The sequence below is a fragment of the Aeribacillus sp. FSL K6-1305 genome, from assembly GCF_038050115.1.
Lineage (GTDB): Bacteria > Bacillota > Bacilli > Bacillales > Aeribacillaceae > Aeribacillus > Aeribacillus composti.
The window spans coordinates 809,882-827,500 of the sequence record NZ_JBBOQV010000002.1 but is presented as its reverse complement, the minus strand read 5'-3'; the positions used below and the strand labels follow the sequence as shown (position 1 = coordinate 827,500).

The 17,619-nt window shown below is 39.9% G+C and carries 23 protein-coding genes and 1 pseudogene (1 of these 24 running past the window's edge); 1 reads left to right on the top strand and 23 read right to left on the bottom strand.

What is annotated here, in order from left to right; translation table 11 throughout:
* Positions 1-153, bottom strand: partial view of a KinB-signaling pathway activation protein gene (locus NST97_RS13890; RefSeq protein ID WP_340880784.1) — the 5' end (the start) only. Its footprint begins 465 nt before the window's first position; only the first 153 of its 618 coding nucleotides appear in the window; its start codon is at positions 151-153; its stop codon lies off the left edge, out of view.
* A 148-nt stretch (positions 154-301) separates the two neighbouring features.
* Between NST97_RS13890 and gerD the strand changes: the two genes are divergently transcribed.
* The gene (gene gerD, locus NST97_RS13885) at positions 302-904 is read left to right on the top strand and encodes a spore germination lipoprotein GerD (RefSeq protein WP_340880783.1); all 603 of its coding nucleotides are present in this window, start codon (positions 302-304) and stop codon (positions 902-904) included.
* A 17-nt stretch (positions 905-921) separates the two neighbouring features.
* Here gerD and NST97_RS13880 read toward each other — a convergent pair whose 3' ends face one another.
* From NST97_RS13880 to rpmD, 22 genes and pseudogenes are all read right to left on the bottom strand, one after another.
* Positions 922-1,965: an Mrp/NBP35 family ATP-binding protein gene (locus NST97_RS13880; RefSeq protein WP_339212162.1), complete on the bottom strand. Its 1,044-nt coding sequence runs from the start codon at positions 1,963-1,965 to the stop codon at positions 922-924.
* A gap of 99 nt (positions 1,966-2,064) precedes the next feature.
* Positions 2,065-2,778: an N-acetylmuramoyl-L-alanine amidase CwlD gene (cwlD, locus tag NST97_RS13875; protein WP_063387195.1), complete on the bottom strand. Its 714-nt coding sequence runs from the start codon at positions 2,776-2,778 to the stop codon at positions 2,065-2,067.
* A 463-nt stretch (positions 2,779-3,241) separates the two neighbouring features.
* A complete protein-coding gene (locus NST97_RS13870) occupies positions 3,242-5,578 on the bottom strand; it encodes an Ig-like domain-containing protein (protein ID WP_340732373.1) in 2,337 nt (778 codons plus the stop codon).
* Between the two features lie 607 nt (positions 5,579-6,185).
* Positions 6,186-6,623 carry a DUF2521 family protein gene (locus tag NST97_RS13865; protein ID WP_340732372.1) on the bottom strand — a complete coding sequence of 146 codons (438 nt, stop codon included), beginning with the start codon at positions 6,621-6,623 and terminating at the stop codon, positions 6,186-6,188.
* 114 nt (positions 6,624-6,737) lie between these two features.
* On the bottom strand, positions 6,738-7,130 hold the full coding sequence (rpsI, locus tag NST97_RS13860) for a 30S ribosomal protein S9 (RefSeq protein WP_063387191.1): 393 nt from the start codon (positions 7,128-7,130) through the stop codon (positions 6,738-6,740).
* A gap of 21 nt (positions 7,131-7,151) precedes the next feature.
* The gene (gene rplM, locus NST97_RS13855) at positions 7,152-7,589 is read right to left on the bottom strand and encodes a 50S ribosomal protein L13 (RefSeq protein WP_063387190.1); all 438 of its coding nucleotides are present in this window, start codon (positions 7,587-7,589) and stop codon (positions 7,152-7,154) included.
* Between the two features lie 145 nt (positions 7,590-7,734).
* Positions 7,735-8,475, bottom strand: coding sequence for a tRNA pseudouridine(38-40) synthase TruA (gene truA / locus NST97_RS13850; protein ID WP_311066742.1), 741 nt, complete (start codon positions 8,473-8,475; stop codon positions 7,735-7,737).
* Between the two features lie 11 nt (positions 8,476-8,486).
* On the bottom strand, positions 8,487-9,284 hold the full coding sequence (locus tag NST97_RS13845; protein WP_063387188.1) for an energy-coupling factor transporter transmembrane component T family protein: 798 nt from the start codon (positions 9,282-9,284) through the stop codon (positions 8,487-8,489).
* Positions 9,274-10,149, bottom strand: a complete 876-nt coding sequence (locus NST97_RS13840) for an energy-coupling factor ABC transporter ATP-binding protein (protein WP_117017135.1) — start codon at positions 10,147-10,149, stop codon at positions 9,274-9,276. The genes NST97_RS13845 and NST97_RS13840 overlap by 11 nt, the downstream gene beginning before the upstream one ends.
* The gene (locus NST97_RS13835; RefSeq protein WP_130156452.1) at positions 10,125-10,967 is read right to left on the bottom strand and encodes an energy-coupling factor ABC transporter ATP-binding protein; all 843 of its coding nucleotides are present in this window, start codon (positions 10,965-10,967) and stop codon (positions 10,125-10,127) included. Before NST97_RS13835 ends, NST97_RS13840 begins: the two co-directional genes overlap by 25 nt.
* 182 nt (positions 10,968-11,149) lie before the next feature.
* Positions 11,150-11,545, bottom strand: coding sequence for a 50S ribosomal protein L17 (rplQ, locus tag NST97_RS13830; RefSeq protein WP_063387185.1), 396 nt, complete (start codon positions 11,543-11,545; stop codon positions 11,150-11,152).
* Positions 11,546-11,598: 53 nt separating this feature from the next.
* Positions 11,599-12,543, bottom strand: coding sequence for a DNA-directed RNA polymerase subunit alpha (locus tag NST97_RS13825; RefSeq protein WP_063387184.1), 945 nt, complete (start codon positions 12,541-12,543; stop codon positions 11,599-11,601).
* Positions 12,544-12,727: 184 nt separating this feature from the next.
* On the bottom strand, positions 12,728-13,117 hold the full coding sequence (rpsK, locus tag NST97_RS13820) for a 30S ribosomal protein S11 (RefSeq protein WP_063387183.1): 390 nt from the start codon (positions 13,115-13,117) through the stop codon (positions 12,728-12,730).
* Between the two features lie 20 nt (positions 13,118-13,137).
* Positions 13,138-13,503, bottom strand: coding sequence for a 30S ribosomal protein S13 (gene rpsM / locus NST97_RS13815; RefSeq protein ID WP_063387182.1), 366 nt, complete (start codon positions 13,501-13,503; stop codon positions 13,138-13,140).
* 23 nt (positions 13,504-13,526) lie between these two features.
* Positions 13,527-13,640, bottom strand: coding sequence for a 50S ribosomal protein L36 (gene rpmJ / locus NST97_RS13810; RefSeq protein ID WP_003156543.1), 114 nt, complete (start codon positions 13,638-13,640; stop codon positions 13,527-13,529).
* A 35-nt stretch (positions 13,641-13,675) separates the two neighbouring features.
* Positions 13,676-13,894: a translation initiation factor IF-1 gene (infA, locus tag NST97_RS13805; protein ID WP_003178377.1), complete on the bottom strand. Its 219-nt coding sequence runs from the start codon at positions 13,892-13,894 to the stop codon at positions 13,676-13,678.
* A pseudogene (locus NST97_RS13800) lies at positions 13,872-14,212 on the bottom strand (KOW motif-containing protein). Before NST97_RS13800 ends, infA begins: the two are co-directional and overlap by 23 nt.
* A 9-nt stretch (positions 14,213-14,221) precedes the next feature.
* On the bottom strand, positions 14,222-14,968 hold the full coding sequence (map, locus tag NST97_RS13795) for a type I methionyl aminopeptidase (protein WP_117017136.1): 747 nt from the start codon (positions 14,966-14,968) through the stop codon (positions 14,222-14,224).
* The gene (locus tag NST97_RS13790) at positions 14,965-15,618 is read right to left on the bottom strand and encodes an adenylate kinase (RefSeq protein ID WP_063387179.1); all 654 of its coding nucleotides are present in this window, start codon (positions 15,616-15,618) and stop codon (positions 14,965-14,967) included. The genes map and NST97_RS13790 overlap by 4 nt, the downstream gene beginning before the upstream one ends.
* A 58-nt stretch (positions 15,619-15,676) precedes the next feature.
* Positions 15,677-16,969, bottom strand: coding sequence for a preprotein translocase subunit SecY (gene secY, locus NST97_RS13785; RefSeq protein WP_063387178.1), 1,293 nt, complete (start codon positions 16,967-16,969; stop codon positions 15,677-15,679).
* Positions 16,969-17,409, bottom strand: coding sequence for a 50S ribosomal protein L15 (gene rplO, locus NST97_RS13780; RefSeq protein WP_063387177.1), 441 nt, complete (start codon positions 17,407-17,409; stop codon positions 16,969-16,971). The genes secY and rplO overlap by 1 nt, the downstream gene beginning before the upstream one ends.
* Before the next feature lie 23 nt (positions 17,410-17,432).
* On the bottom strand, positions 17,433-17,615 hold the full coding sequence (rpmD, locus tag NST97_RS13775) for a 50S ribosomal protein L30 (RefSeq protein ID WP_063387176.1): 183 nt from the start codon (positions 17,613-17,615) through the stop codon (positions 17,433-17,435).
* Between the last annotated feature and the right edge of the window lie 4 nt (positions 17,616-17,619).

Here is a 17,619-nt window from a genome sequence, read left to right as displayed (position 1 = left end):
CCAAAACAATACTGCAACAATTTCAACAATATTAAAAGACAAAAACAGTTTTTCATACTCGCTCCATCTTAAGATAAAACCAACAATACTTGTCGCAACTCCACCTACAATGAGAGTAGAAAGGAAAAATCGTACCCAATTTCGGCTTTTCACTGCCAACCCCTCCATATTTCGTAAAATATCATATGATTTTATCAATCCAACTTGTATATTACCATATGGCAAAACTTTTTTCGCATAAAAAACAGTTGGTTTCTCAACATAATGGTAGAAGTTATTATTGAAAGGAGCTAAATGAAATATGAGAGGTAGAAATTGTTCGCTCCTCATCATGATGCTTATATGGATGATCGTTGCAGGATGTGCGGATCGGCAGCAAAGTGAACCAATGAATTATGATGAAACAAAAAAAATGGTTGTAGACATATTAAAATCTGACGAAGGAAAAAAAGCCGTTCAAGAAATTATGAAAGATGAAGAAGTTCAACGAAACTTCATTTTAGATCAAAAAACCGTCAATAATACGATTGAAAAAGCGTTAACATCAGAAAAAGGGAAGGAATTTTGGAAAAATACATTTGAAGATACAAAATTTGCGGAAGGATTTGCGAAAACATTGCAAACAGAACATGAAAAAGTGATCAAACGTTTAATGAAAGATCCGGAATATCAAGGAATGCTTATGGATGTGCTGAAAAATCCTCAAATGGAAGAAGAACTATTGAAGGTTTTAAAAAGCAAAGAATACCGCCAATATTTACAGCAGCAAATTACAGATGTTCTATCAAGTCCGCTCTTTCAACCGAAAATCGAGGAGGCGCTATTGAAGGCTGCTCAGCAAGCTCAAAGTAAACAACAAGGCGGGGGCAGCTCCGGAAACGAAGGCGGGGGCGGAGGCCAATAGACCTCCTCTCCCTTCCTTTACTTTTCTGTTATCTCAATCACTTTTCTTGCTATATCTAAATAAGTTTTCCCTATTGGATGGTTTTCATTATAAACAGACGGAGCAAAGTCCTCTTCATCCCAGTCCGGCTGCTCAAGCGGAATTTGCCCTAATAGAGGGACCTGCAAATCCTCTGCAAGCTTCTGACCTCCGCCTTTCCCAAATACATACTCTTTTTGGCCTGTTAATTTACTTTCAAAATAGGACATATTTTCAATAACTCCTAAAATTTCGTGCTCCGTTTTAATGGCCATTGCACCAGCCCTTGCAGCAACAAATGCAGCTGTTGGATGAGGCGTAGTTACAATGATTTCTTTACTAGTTGGAAGCAATGTATGCACATCTAATGCAACATCACCTGTACCAGGAGGCAAATCAAGGAGTAAGTAGTCCAACGATCCCCATTCAACTTCTTGGAAAAAGTTATTCAGCATTTTTCCGAGCATCGGACCTCTCCAAACAACAGGCGCATTATCTTCAACAAAAAAAGCCATTGATATGACTTGCACACCAAACCGCTCAACTGGAATAATTTTATCCCCGCGAACGATCGGCCGGTTCATGATCCCCATCATATCAGGAACGCTAAAGCCGTAAATATCTGCATCAATAAGACCAACTTTTTTTCCTAGACGAGCAAGGGACACAGCCAAGTTGACAGATACGGTTGATTTGCCGACACCGCCTTTTCCGCTTGCTATTGCAATAAAGGTTGTTTTTTCATTCGATAAAATGGAAGAGCTTGTACTATCAGAATAATACTTTTGGACAATTTCCTTTGGAAGCTCCGAAAAACGCAGCCCAACAGTCTCGGCACCCGCTTGTTTAAGCTTTGCAACAATTTGCTGCTGGAGTGTTAACTGCTCGCTTGTTCCCGTTTTGGCAATTGCTATTTTTAAACTAATATGTTTTTTTTCGGGCTTAATTTTTATTTCTTCAATCGCATTCAATTCTTTTAAAGATTTATGTAAAAATGGATCTTCCAACTGTTCGACAATGGACCTTACATCTTCTTCCCGCATCGTATCCACAACCACCTTTTTTCCATAAGACTTTTAATAGTATATAGTATAACACATTTCCAACAGTCCATTGAAAATAGATGCCTGAGAAGAATCCATTTATTCCGGTATTTGCTGTTCATTGGAAAAATAACGCAAAACCCCGTTGTAAATGGCGGCTGCCACTTTTTTCTGATATTCTTCAGAAGCAAGAAGCTCTTCCTCAGAAGGATTGGATAAAAACCCCACCTCCACAAGCGCACCCGGTTTTTTTGCATGCTTTAGTAAATAGACACCGCTTATTGGCTTTGCTTTTCGATCTGTATTTCTTAAATTTTTCCTTAATTCATCTTGGATAAATTTCGCAATAGCTTCATTCTCCTGATATTTTCCGTCATAAAATGTTTGCGCTCCCCTCCATTTTGGAGATGGAATAGCATTTAAATGGATGCTTAAAAACAAATCGGCGTCTGATTCATCAATTAGGCGAACGCGCTTTCGAATATCTTCTGATTTTCTCCGGCTATATCCGTGTGTATCGTCCGAAGCCAAATCTTCATCTTTTTCTCTTGTCAATAACACTAACGCTCCCTGCTCTTGTAAATAATCTCGAGCAATATTGGCAATTTTTAAAGTTATATCTTTTTCCAGCAGTTTTTTTCCTACTGCTCCTCCATCGGGACCTCCGTGACCGGGGTCTAAGTAAATGATTTTTCCTGATAACGGAAGATTCCATGATTTCCATGAATTGAAAAGGGAGAATTGATATTGAATGATAAATACGAGAATTAGAAACCCAGCAATAAACAGTGCCCATTTCAGCTTTTTTTTCACTCCGCATCCCTCCTGCTCGTCCCTTCAATTCAATATATGGAAAAGCATAAGGATTTATGATTACTGCAATTTTAATTTATATCTCTTTTTTCCAGCCGATTCCCACCAGAAAATTGGCGCATTCAAAATTTAACTAATCTGCTCAAACTCGTCATTCTCCCCAACAGATAATATAGCTGTAGAAGCCGTCAACTTTCTGCCATACAGCTGTTTGTGCTTTAATGATAAATCGCCTTATCACTGTTCGGTCCTAGATATGAAGTTTAAATTGGGGGCAATTGGGGATAATGGAATGCTTCACTTGAAAATAAAATTGTATGTCTGATTCAGTTTTTTTACAGCGCTTTTTTTCAAAAAGAAACATTTTAAGAGTATAAAAAAAAGCTCCCGCAAATATGGGAGCTAAGATGAATGTTGCGTTTCAGTTATAACGAGACCGATCAGGCTGGCACGGTCAATTTTATTATTTGTATTTGACGGTAACTTTCGTGCTTTTTCCTACATTTCCAGCCTTATCTTTTGCATACACTAGGAGAACTGTTCCGGCTTTTTGTTTTTTGATTGAAACGGAGAAATTTCCGTTTTTATTCGCTTTGCCCGAACCGATTACTTTCTTTCCTGCTTTGACATACACCGTTGAATACGCCTCTGCTTTTCCTGTCACCGAGGAAGATTTTCTTGTCACTTTGTTCACTTTAGGAGCACCCGGCGGTATTTTATCGAGTACCGTCACTTTTCGCGCCGGACTCACATTCCCCGCTTTATCCGTCGCTGTTACGTAAAGAATTGTTCCGGCTTTTTGAGCCGTTTTTAACGAAATTGCGAATTTCCCATTTTTATCTGTCGTGCCGGTGCTCAATACTTTGCTGCCGGCCTTTATTGTTATTTTTGATCCTGCCTCCGCTGTCCCTCTGACCGTTTTATCTTTATTGCTGACCGAATTTACACTCGGAGTACGCGGCGGTGTTTTATCAATTACCGTCACTTTTCGCGCCGGGCTCACATTCCCCGCTTTATCCGTCGCTGTTACGTAAAGAACTGTTCCAGCTTTTTGAGCTGTTTTTAACAAAATCGTGAATTTCCCATTTTTATCTGCCGTGCCGGTGCTCAATACTTTGCTGCCGGCCTTTATTGTTATTTTTGATCCTGCCTCCGCTGTCCCTCTGACCGTTTTATCTTTATCGCTGACCAGGTTTACGCTTGGAATGCTAGGAGGCGTTTTATCGAGCACCGTTATTTGAACCGACTTGCTTTTATTTCCTTCCTGACTCTTGGCATATACGCTTAAGACAGTTCCAGCTTTTTGTTTACTGATGGAAATGCGGAAGGATCCATTACGATCAGCCGCTGCAGTCTTCAATATCTTTGAACCAAGCTGGACATAAACAGTCGTTCTTGGATTAGACAGGCCATTTATAAATGTATCCTGATCACTTACCGGGTTTACTATCGGTTTTGGAGGAGTGTAAGGATTTTTTTCATCTAAAAAAGTATAAGTGATGTCATTTCCTTTAGATGCAGGAACAGTTTCATTACCAACAGCCCGTTTTACTATGGCTCCGCCGCCCCGCAAGCTGGCATATTCTCCCGAAAATATTTTTGGAATTAATAAATTAAAGCCTTCTTCTCCTTTAAAGCCATATTTTCCCGTATCTTTCTTCAGTAAAAGGGCACTGCGGAAGTTCGTCATCAATTCTCCAAATGTAAGGGAAGAGTTGATATATTTTTTCGCTACATTTTCTACTGCTTTATAATCATTATGAGTATCTGTTAAAATCTCTTTGAAAATCTTGTTTCCTTGATTCGCTTGAATTCTGACATATTGTCCAAAAAGATAGGACAAGGAATAGTTAGACAAAGTATCGCCATAATAATTCCAATACAATAATGAATGACCATTTGTAATGGAGGTAGAAATATTGTAGTAATAAATGTAATTCGTTAAAGGTTTTCCAGTATACATGTGTTCAGCTGCCATTGACAATGCTTCATCTAGCCATGTATCCATTTGGGAGCCGTTTTCTATAAATACATTTTGGTTAAAATTCACCATATGTTGAAATTCATGTACCAATGTTTCGTATGCAGCACTTACATCCTTTTCCGTCCCTGTTCCCATTAAAGGATACGTATCAATATAAAAAATCTCTGATTTGTTGGAGTATGGAATATCATGCAAATCTCCTCCATAAAAGTAACCAGCAATATACCCCCCGAATCCTGCAAAACCATCTTGTATATCATAACAAAGAATGTGAATTTTCCCGTTTCCGTCCACATCGGATTCGCTGGCAAAATTTTGTGTGATGAGCGGATAAATTTTTTGATCAAATTCTTGCCCTAATTTTTGCGCATCAGCTTCTGTAATTTGATTATCATAAACCCATACGTTCGCTTTTGTACCTGAATACAGCAGCTTGGCGCTAATTTGTTTATCTTCATTGGTCGTAAAATCATGCACCCAAAATGTCTTAGTATCGCCAACTTTATTGAGAAACTTTTTGGAGAGAGATTTTTGTTGAAGTTTCTTGTCTTCATGTTTTTCTATATCAAAAGGTCTATTTACATCCAGTTTATAAGCATCCAATCCTATTTTTTTGTTTATCGTATATTGATCATTATTGATTTTGAACTTTCCAGTGGATTGAGGTTTATATACGTCGACGGACTCGTTGCTGATTAATATGTATTTATTTCCTCCAGATGCTGTGTCTGAACTTCTTTCCTGTGCAAAACCGCTAGCTGGCACCAATAATAAAAAAATAAGAACAAGGCATAGCGACTTTTTCAACCAACCCATTTCTCCACCTCTTTATTTATAAAAAATTGATAGAAATATTATAATGGATGATTTTGTATAAGGCACTAAAATTTTTTGAACAGTCACAAAAGTTTTAAGCCTATTCGCTTAAATGAAAAGTGCTAATAAAACTTTGTGGTGAAGAGAAAAGAAACGTGTCGAAGCTCAGCAAAAAAAGCCAAATAAAAAATAAAAGCTGATTTCCTCACCTGAGCTACATAATTGGAGGTTTGCTCGGCAAATGATAAAAACTTTTTCTATCTGCGAAAATCTGGAATCGTTGAAAAGACATTCATATCGAGATGAACATTTTGAAAACCGCAATTTTTGTTTTTAAAAGTTTTTATAACATAGCCACAGTGCACGGATGCTGTCCTTACGAGTAATATTTCACATAGGAAATAAAAAACCATTTTGCTTCATTCTTCCTTGCAAAAAATAAGCAGCACTGCCAATAAATCCTGAACTTTTCCTTTTTGAAATAAAAAAGCCAATCAAAAGGCGAATTCAGCAATGGCCCCCGTCAAATCATTTTTTCACAAGCCGTTTTTAGGCATAAAAAAAGCCCGTTCCAACGAAGTTGAAATGAGCCATGCATGAACTGCTTTTAAAGCTTTAGTTTGTATCTCTTTTTACCAGCTAAAAACCCTTCTTCCCACCAATAATGAATAAAGTGCTGGCATGTCAAATAGATGGATTCCATAACAAAATCATCATTTGATTCCCTTGCCAAATAAAGAATATTGTCAAATAAATTGTTAATAAGCTCTTGTTCTTCCTGTATACAACGTGTATTGGCCTGCTCCATCGATTCTCCGTAATATCCGAACCGGCTGTAGGCCGCTCCCAGCAAAAAAGATTCAATGGCCGAGTGGACACACTCTTCTTCCATTGCAGTTTTATGGAAGCGTTTTTGAAAAAAAGGATTAAACCATTCATCAATCATATTTTTCAACTTGCGAATTGCGAGATCTTTTAACATTTTTCGCTCAGTGAGAAGCTTTTTTTCCTGCCGTCTTTCATTAAAGTCTGTAATTACATTCATCAAAATCTCCTCCTTGTTTTTATTTTTTTCAGTTCACGCTGTTCCATTCAACCACTCCTTTCCAATTGCAAATAAAAAACCACAACGATTTGTTGTGGTTTAAGGTTCGAATCATTAACGTTTTGAAAATTGCGGTGCACGGCGTGCTCCTTTAAGACCGTATTTCTTACGCTCTTTTACGCGAGCATCTCGAGTTAATAAGCCTGCACGCTTTAACGTTCCGCGATATTCTGGATCAGCTTGTAAAAGTGCACGAGCAATTCCGTGGCGAATAGCGCCTGCTTGACCAGTGAAACCGCCGCCTCTAACATTTACTAGTACATCATAATTGCCAACTGTCTCTGTTAAAACAAGCGGTTGTTTAATATCTTCAATCAAAGCTTTTGTTGGAATGTAATCTTCAATGTTCCGTTTATTAATTACGATACGGCCTTCACCAGGAACTAACCGAACACGGGCAACAGAGCTTTTGCGACGACCGGTACCGTAGTATTGAACCTGTGCCAAAATGATAACCTCCTTATTAAATTATCCGCGAAGTTCATAAACTTCTGGTTTCTGTGCTTGATGAGGATGTTCGCTTCCTCTGTAAACATGCAATTTTTTAAACATTTGGCGTCCAAGGGAACCTTTTGGAAGCATTCCGCGAATAGCAAGTTCCAGCATTTTTTCAGGATAGTTGTTTCGCATTTCTAATGCAGTTCTTGATTTTAAACCACCAGGATGCTGGCTGTGGCGATAATAAATTTTGTCTGTTAATTTTTTTCCAGTTAATTCGATTTTTTCAGCATTAATAATAATTACGTGGTCACCTGTATCTACATGCGGTGTAAACGTTGGTTTGTGTTTTCCGCGTAAGATAGATGCAACTTCGCTTGCTAGACGTCCTAAAGTTTTGCCAGCTGCATCAACAACATACCATTTGCGCTCAACTTCATGCGGCTTTGCCATAAACGTTGTACGCATTGTTTTCCCTCCTTAATCGTTCATGTCGAAAAGTCTATTTCAAAAACACGATTATTTTCCGGGGCTAATCGTGGGGCTTGAAATACATACCATATGTTATCTTATCTTTTTAAGATATGAATGTCAAGAAAATGTTACACCTGGATTAGTTGTCATAATAAACTTTCCAAAGATATAGACCGCATCCAGAAACTGTTTTCCCGGCTCTTGATCTATCTTTGGCTGCGATAATTTGTTTTATTTCTTCCGGCTTGCGCTTCCCTTCTCCTACTTCAATCAATGTTCCGACTAAAATGCGAACCATATTGTAAAGGAAGCCGCTTCCGACAAAACGGAACGTAATTTCATCTCCTTCTTCCCATATATCCGCTTCATAAATAGTTCTCACTTTATTTTCCGTTTCTGTTTTAGAAGAGCAAAAGCTTGTAAAATCATGTGTTCCAATAATGAAACGGGAGGCAGTTCGAATCGTTTCAATATTTAACGGATTTGGAAAATGGTATGCATAATGACGCCGGAACACATCTCGATGAAAACTGCGATACAAACGGTAGCGGTATTCTTTCTTCTTTGCAGAAAATCTAGCATGAAAATCTTGATCGGCAAGCTCTGCATTTTGAATGGAAATATCTTGAGGAAGCAGCGTATTCAAAGCAATCGGCCATTTTTCCATCGGAATTTTGAGGCTTGTATCAAAATGAAATACTTGGCCAACAGCATGCACGCCGACGTCTGTTCTGCCGGAAGCAGTAATTTTTATCCGCTCCCCTTTGTGGATTTTCATTAATGCTTCCTCAATCTCTCCTTGTACTGTCCGGAGGCCGGGCTGGCGCTGATAACCGCTAAATCCTGATCCATCATACGAAACTGTGCATTTAATCCTCATTTTTAAAACTCCTAGGCACGCAATAGTAATAAAATAATTGATAACAGCAGGATAGAGGCCATCATAATGGAATCAATCGCTCCCCATTTCAGCTGCCTGATTTTCGTACGTCCTTCACTTCCGCGATACCCCCTGGCTTCCATAGCGGTAGCAAGCTCTTCCGCCCGCTTAAAAGCGCTGATGAAAAGTGGTACAAGCAAAGGAACGATTGCTTTTATTCGCTCTTTTACAGGCCCTGATGTAAAATCTACCCCTCTTGCCATTTGCGCCTTTAAAATTTTTTCTGTTTCCTCCAGCAGAGTCGGTATAAAGCGAAGAGAAATAGACATCATTAATGCTAGTTCATGGACAGGAAGTTTAAATTTTTTAAAAGGCTTTAACAGACTTTCCATTCCATCCGTTATTTCGATAGGCGTTGTTGTTAAGGTCAATGTCGTTGTCATAAAAATTAAGAAAATGAACCGAAGAGAGATAAAAAACCCTTGCCGCAAGCCTTCTTCATAAATGGAAAAAAAGCCGAAGCGGAACAGCATGTCCCCTTCTTTTGTTACTAAAATGTGCAGCAAAAATGTAAACCCAACGATCCATATAACAGGTTTTAAACCGTTCCATAAGAAAGAGAACGGAAGCTTCGTCAGCAAAATAATGATGAACGTAAATAATCCTAATAAAAAGTAAGTGATTCCGTTATTGGCAAAAAAGACGATAAAAACATATAAAAAAATCGTTAGCAGTTTTGCACGGGGATCCATTCGATGAATGACTGTGCTGCCAGGAACATATTTTCCGATGATGATATTATCGATCATATACGACACCTTCTTTTAAAAGGGCTTCAATGAAATCGGCCGTTTCCTCTAAAGTCAATGGCTTGTCTTCAACCGTTAAAGAAAATTTTTCTTCAAGCTTCATGACAAATTTAATTGATTCCGGCAAATCGAGCCCAAGCTGCTCCAGTTCCCCAGTCAACCGGAATATTTCCTTTGGCGACCCTTTCATCTTTAATTCCCCTTGGTGCAAAACGGCAATTTCATCAGCGTACTTGGCTGCATCTTCCATGCTATGCGTTACTAATATTGTTGTTAATTTTTTTTCTTTATGGAGACGATAAAAAAGCTCCATGATCTCATTTCGGCCTTTTGGATCCAATCCTGCAGTCGGTTCATCTAAAACGAGCACCTCCGGCTCCATCGCTAAAACACCTGCAATCGCCACTCTTCGCATTTGCCCCCCGCTTAGCTCAAACGGGGATTGATGAAGGATTTCTTCTCCTAGACCGACTAGCGGCAGCACTTCTTTTACCTTTTTTTTCGCTTCTTCAAACGATGCGCCAAAATTCATTGGACCGAATGCTATATCTTTTTCGACGGTTTCTTCGAATAATTGATGCTCTGGGAATTGAAAGACAATTCCGACCTTTTTTCGGATAGATTTCAAGTTTTTCTGTTTTTCTCCTGCCTTAATCAGCCGGTCTCCAAGTTGAATAGAGCCTTTCGTCGGCAAAAGCAGGCCGTTTAAATGCTGCAAAATCGTTGATTTTCCCGATCCGGTATGCCCAATCACGGCCAAATATGTTCCTTCATGGATATCCATATTGATATCACACAAAGCGAGCCGTTCAAAAGGAGTGTTCATTTGGTAACGATGTTCTAATTGTCGGATTTTAATGTCCATAATTCGTCCACCAGGCTTTCTACATTAAGGTGTCGCGTCGCTAAAGGCACTCCTTTTTCAAGAAGCCGTTTGCTCAGCTTGTAAGAAAACGGAAGATCTAAACCGATGCTTACCAGCTCCTCTTCCAAGCGAAACACTTCTTTCGGAGTTCCCTCCGCAAATTTTTTGCCTCCATTCATTACAATCATCCGATCTGCTTTGGCCGCCTCTTCCAAATCATGGGTGATGGAAATGACCGTCACAAGCCCTTTTTCTTTCAATGACCAAATGGTTTCAATTACTTCCCGGCGTCCAATTGGATCAAGCATTGAAGTCGCTTCATCTAAAACAATAATGCTTGGTTGAACAGCCAAAACGCCTGCAATCGCGACCCGCTGCTTTTGTCCGCCGGAAAGATGATGAGGCTCCCGTTCTAAAAATTCATTCATTTTTACAATTTTCGTCGCCCATTCGATTCGTTTTACCATCTCTTCTCTCGGTATACCTATGTTTTCCATACCAAAAGCGACATCGTCTCGTACAGTGGCGCCGACAAATTGATTATCTGGATTTTGAAACACCATTCCAATCCGTTTTCGAATATCCCAAATGGTTTTTTCTGATAATGTGATTCCTGATACAGTAACGGTTCCTTCGTCAGGCAGCAGCAGACCGTTTAGCATCCGGGCCAATGTTGATTTCCCTGATCCATTGTGTCCGACGATGGCCAGCCATTCCCCTTCATACACATCAAAGGAAACATCCGTTAGTGCAGGCTTTTCACTTTCTTTATTATAGCGGTATGTTACATGTTGAACTTGAATGATCGACCGTTCCACAGATGCCCTCCTCCCGCCTCAAGTACAGATGAAGTAAACGCGAATATCATGTCTATAATATGAGATGCAGAGGCTGCCAAAAGAAAATCAATCCGCTTTGTAAAGTACTTGAAGATAAATAAAAAAGGGCATAGATGCAGTCATTACAACTGTCCCGCCCTTGAAGTTCATTTATATCTAAATTACACGAATTCAATGATAACCATTGGTGCTCCGTCACCACGGCGAGGACCCATTTTCAAAATTCGTGTGTAGCCGCCTTGACGATCTTGGTAACGTGGTGCCACTTCATCAAATAATTTTTGCAATGCATAGAAAGGTTTTTCTTTTTCCTTTCCGTCTTGGCCCGAAACTGTCACAGTTTTCGCAACCTCATTGCGAATAAACTGTGCTGCTTGGCGACGAGCATGCAAATCACCACGTTTACCTAAAGTAACCAGCTTCTCTACAACAGCACGAAGCTCCTTTGCACGGGCTTCAGTCGTTTCAATTCGTTCGTTAATAATTAAGTCCGTTGCTAAGTCACGGAGCATTGCTTTACGCTGCGCACTAGTACGTCCTAATTTTCTATAAGACATGTGATGTTCCCTCCTTTGTTGGAAGTTGATCTATATAGACTTTGAAAAATCAGTTAATCGTCTTTTCGTAAACTCAAACCAAGGTCTTCTAATTTTTGTTTTACTTCTTCTAGCGATTTGCGTCCTAAATTACGCACTTTCATCATGTCCTCTTCTGTTTTGTTCGCAAGTTCTTGAACTGTGTTAATACCTGCACGTTTCAAACAGTTATAAGAACGAACAGAGAGGTCAAGTTCCTCAATCGTCATTTCAAGCACTTTTTCTTTTTGGTCCTCTTCTTTTTCAACCATGATTTCAACATTTTGCGCTTCATCTGTTAAGCTAACGAAAATGTTTAAGTGCTCCATCAAAATTTTAGAGCCAAGTGCGATAGCTTCCTTTGGACCGATGCTTCCATCTGTCCAGACATCAATTGTCAGCTTATCATAATCTGTCACTTGACCAACCCGTGTATTTTCCACTTGATAAGAAACTCTAGAAACGGGTGTGTAAATCGAATCGATTGGGATGACACCTATTGGTTGATCTTCCCGTTTATTTTCTTCAGCCGGGCTGTATCCTCTCCCGCGCTTCGCCGTCATTCTCAGCCGCAAATGAGCATCTTTCGCAAGAGTTGCAATATGAAGATCAGGATTTAATATTTCAACATCGCTATCGTGAGTTATATCTGCTGCCGTAATGGGCCCTTCACCTTGTACGTCAATTTCTAGCGTCTTCTCTTCTTCTGAATAAATTTTCAGAGCAAGCTTTTTTAAATTTAAAATAATCGTTGTAACATCTTCGACGACACCATCAATTGTAGAAAATTCATGGAGGACGCCGTCAATTTGAACAGATGTTACAGCGGCACCAGGGAGTGAGGATAATAGGATACGACGTAAGGAGTTACCCAAAGTTGTACCATATCCACGCTCAAGTGGCTCGACAACGAATTTACCATATTTCGCGTCATCACTGATTTCAACCGTTTCGATTTTTGGTTTTTCAATTTCAATCATTCTAAATAAAACCCTCCTTCAAAACGTCGAAACCCCGGCTAGACAAAGAAGAGAAAACGCGTCTAACCGAAATTCCCCAATCATAAAGTCCCGAATGTGCACAAACAACATCTTAATAAATGCTAGAATCTATAACTGTATCATAACCCATTATTGACAGGGTTACAAAATATATACAGATAAATTACACACGACGACGTTTTGGCGGACGGCATCCATTATGTGGAACAGGTGTGACGTCTTTAATAGATGTCACTTCAAGACCTGCTGCTTGAAGAGCACGAATCGCAGCTTCGCGGCCTGCGCCAGGTCCTTTTACAGAAACCTCTAATGATTTCATTCCGTGCTCCATAGAAGCTTTAGCAGCTGCTTCAGCTGCCATCTGTGCAGCAAACGGAGTTGACTTACGAGAACCTTTAAATCCTAATGCACCGGCACTTGACCAAGCAATTGCATTGCCGTGCACATCAGTAATAGTGACAATCGTGTTGTTAAAGGTTGATCGAATATGTGCGATGCCTGTCTCAATATTCTTTTTTACGCGGCGTTTGCGAGTATTTGTTTTACGAGCCATTTACAGTTAACCTCCTTTACTTATTTTTTCTTGTTAGCAACCGTACGGCGCGGTCCTTTACGAGTACGTGCGTTGTTTTTCGTATTTTGGCCTCGAACAGGCAAACCACGGCGATGTCGGATACCACGGTAGCAGCCAATTTCAATGAGACGCTTAATGTTTAGAGAAACTTCCCGTCGAAGATCTCCTTCCACTTTATAAGTGTCGACAATGTCACGGATTCTTCCTAATTCTTCTTCTGTTAAATCACGAACACGAGTATCTTCGGAAACTCCAGCTTCAGCTAATATTTTTTGAGCTGTTGAACGACCGATTCCGTAAATATAAGTTAAAGAAATGACAATGCGTTTATCGCGTGGAATATCTACACCAGCAATACGCGCCATAATATGAGCACCTCCTTCAAAAATTAACCTTGTTTTTGTTTATGTTTTGGATTTTCGCAAATAACCATAACTTTTCCTTTTCTGCGAATGACTTTACATTTTTCGCATATAGGTTTCACTGATGGTCTTACTTTCATGTTTATCCAACCTCCTTAATAATCCGGAGTGCAAATTATTTATATCGATACGTAATTCTTCCGCGGGTTAAATCATATGGTGATAATTCAACCGTTACTTTATCACCCGGCAAAATACGAATAAAATGCATTCTAATTTTTCCAGAAACATGAGCCAGCACGGTATGACCATTTTCCAACTCTACTTTAAACATCGCGTTAGGCAACGTCTCAACAACGGTACCCTCTACTTCAATGACATCGTCTTTCGCCATTCAATTGTCTCCCTTCCTCAAATCAGTAACTTGTTCATTGACAAATCGGCTTATTGCATATCGAAGTTTGCCATTTGTCACACGGCCAGTTTCCAATATACTGTTCTGAACTTCCGGAGATACGCAATCAAAAAATTCAAGATGATGGATGTTTTTTTTCTTTGGAGAATGAAACTTTCGCTTTTCTCCATCGGCAATCAATACGAATCGATCATCGAGAATTTTCACGACAATCGCATATTTGCCAGCTTCTCTCCCTTTCGTAATCAAGACAAACTGACCTATTTGCGGACTCGACTCAGGATCACTCACGCACATCACCTTCACTTAGGGTGTTGTTAAAATTTCATAACCTGTATCAGTAATGGCAATTGTATGTTCAAAATGAGCACACATTTTGCCATCTACAGTCACGACAGTCCAATTATCAGCTAACGTTCTGACATAACGGCTTCCCGCATTGACCATAGGCTCAATCGCTAAAACCATACCGGGCTTCAGCCTTGGCCCTTTGTTCGGTGGACCATAATGCGGAATTTGAGGATCCTCATGCAAGTCTTGCCCTACGCCATGACCTACGTATTCACGAACAATGGAAAAACCGTGAGATTCGACGTAAACTTGAATGGCATGAGAAATGTTCGAAAGTCTTCCCCCTGGTTTTGCTTCTTCTAATCCTTTATATAAAGATTCTTTTGTAACATCAAGCAATTTCTGTGTTTCTTCGGAAATTGTACCGACAGGATAAGTCCATGCAGAGTCCCCGTGATAGCCGTTGTATTTCGCACCAATGTCAATACTAATAATATCTCCATCACGCAATACACGGTCTCCAGGTATTCCGTGAACAAGCTCTTCATTCACGGAAGTGCAAATACTGCCGCGAAAACCATTATACCCTTTAAATGAGGGGATTGCATCATGTTCACGTATAAACTTTTCAGCAATACTGTCCAGTTCTTTTGTTGTAATACCAGGCTGAATATATTTCTGGAGTTCTTGGTGAGTTAAAGCAACAATCCGTCCAGCCTCGCGCATAATTTCAATTTCGCGCTTTGTTTTGCAAATAATCATTCACCCAAGCCTCCAAGCAAGTTGCAAATATCTTCAAATACTTTGTTAATCTCTTGCTGACCGTCAATATTTTTCAAATAGCCTTTAGATTTATAGAAATCAAGCAGCGGTTTCGTCTGCTTCAAATTCACTTCCAAACGGTTTCCAACGGTTTCAGCGTTATCATCAGCTCGTTGATATAAATTTCCTCCGCACTTATCACAAATTCCTTCTTCTTTTGGCGGATTGAATACAAGATGGTACGTTGCACCGCAATTTTTGCAAATTCTTCGTCCTGTTAGCCGTTCCATTAAAATTTCTTGGTCAACATGAATGTTGATAACATAATCAATTTCTTTATTAAGCTCTTTTAAAATTTGCTCCAAAGCCTCCGCTTGAGCAACGGTGCGCGGAAAACCATCCAATAAAAAGCCTTTATCAGTATCATTCTTGCCTAATCTTTCCCGAACAATACCAATCGTAACTTCATCCGGCACTAATTCGCCTTTATCCATATAAGACTTCGCTTGTAACCCTAACTCGGTTCCATCTTTTATAGCTGCTCTGAACATATCTCCTGTTGAGATATGCGGGATGTTGTATTTTTCAACAATTTTTTCAGCCTGTGTTCCTTTTCCTGCCCCAGGCAGCCCCATTAATACTAAATTCATGGACTCTCCCCCTCAAACGCTTTTCGAGGGAATGGGACATTCATCGCCCCACAACCTCTTATTTCATAAAACCTTTGTAATGACGTTTGACAAGCTGGCTCTCAAGCTGCTTCATAGTTTCCAAAGCGACACCGACAACGATCAAGAGACTTGTTCCACCTATTTGTGCTGAAGAAGGCAAGTCAGCAAATTTTATAAAAAAGACAGGAAGTATTGAGACAACTGCTAGAAAAATAGAACCGACAAATGTTAAACGGTATAAAATTTTCGTTACGTACTCTTGTGTACTTTTTCCTGGTCTTATACCCGGTATATAGCCGCCTTGCTTCTGCAAATTTTCAGCCATTTGCTCCGGGTTCACTTGAACAAATGTATAGAAATAAGCGAAAGCGATAATTAATGCAACGTAGATGATCATCCCGATAGGTTGCGTGTAATCAAATGTTTTTTGAATCCATCTTGTTACATCATTTGGTCCAAAGAACGATGCAATCGTAGTGGGGGTAACAATAAACGATACTGCAAAAATGACTGGAATGACTCCAGCAGAGTTAACCTTCAATGGGAGATGCGTTGAATGTCCCCCAACCGGACTTCTACCTGCAAGCCGCTTTGCATACTGAATCGGAATTTTTCGGAATGCTTGTTGAACGAAAATAACAGCTACAACAACTAATAAAACGGCAAGAACAAGCAAAACGACAGTTACAATTCTTAAAAATAGCTGATCGCCAACATCCGCAAATTGTTGAGCATAAATTTGGTTTACTGCCGTTGGAATGCCGGCAGCAATCCCAGCAAAGATAATAATAGAAATACCGTTCCCAACGCCTTTTGCGGTAATTTGCTCACCAAGCCACATTAAAAAGGCTGTTCCCGCAGTTAAAACAAGTGCGATCAACAAATAGTTTCCAATGCCAGGGTTTATGATTAACAGACCGCCGGCCATATTATTAAAGCCATATGACATTGCCAGCGCTTGAATAAATCCTAAAATAATTGTTAAATAACGCGTGAATTGGGCAAGCTTTCTGCGGCCTACTTCACCCTGCTTCGACCACTCTGTAAATTTCGGTACAACGTCCATTTGCAGAAGCTGAACAATGATTGAAGCAGTAATGTAAGGCATAATCCCCATTGCTAAAATGGAGAAGTTTTGCAATGCCCCGCCTCCAAAAATGTTCAAAACGCCAAATACGTTCAATTGGTCTTGTGCTTTTAGTACGTCTGCGTTCACACCCGGGACAGGGATAAAAGTGCCGATCCGGAAAATTACCAGCATAAGAAGGGTGAACAAGATTCGATTGCGAATGTCACCCACGCGCATAAAATTGGAGATTGCCTTGAACATTAAATCACCTCAGCAGAACCGCCGGCGGCTTCAATTGCCTCTTTTGCTGAAGCAGAAAATTTGTGTGCTTTAACCGTTAATTTTTTCTCTAATTTACCGTCTCCAAGCACTTTAATACCTGCTTTCAGTTTGCTTACAACACCTGTTTCCAAAAGAAGCTCTGGAGTAATTTCCGTACCGTCTTCAAAACGATTCAATTTGTCCAAGTTCACAACTTGATATTCTTTGCGGTTAATGTTTGTAAACCCACGTTTTGGCAAACGACGGAATAGAGGAGTTTGACCGCCTTCAAATCCAGGCCGAACTCCACCGCCAGATCGGGCATTTTGTCCTTTTTGACCACGTCCAGCAGTTTTTCCATTACCTGAACCAATACCGCGACCAACACGATTCCGCTCTTTACGAGAACCTTCTGCCGGTTTTAATTCATGAAGCTTCATAACCTTGGCACCTCCTTATTTGATTATTGTTCTTCCACTTTCACGAGATGTGACACTTTATTGATCATTCCGCGAATTGCCGGATTGTCATTATGAACAACTGTTTGATGCAATTTCCGCAAGCCTAATGTTTTAACGGTTATTCTTTGGTCTTCAGGACGACCAATTACACTCTTTTTGAGGGTAATCGCCAATTTTTTTGCCATTGTC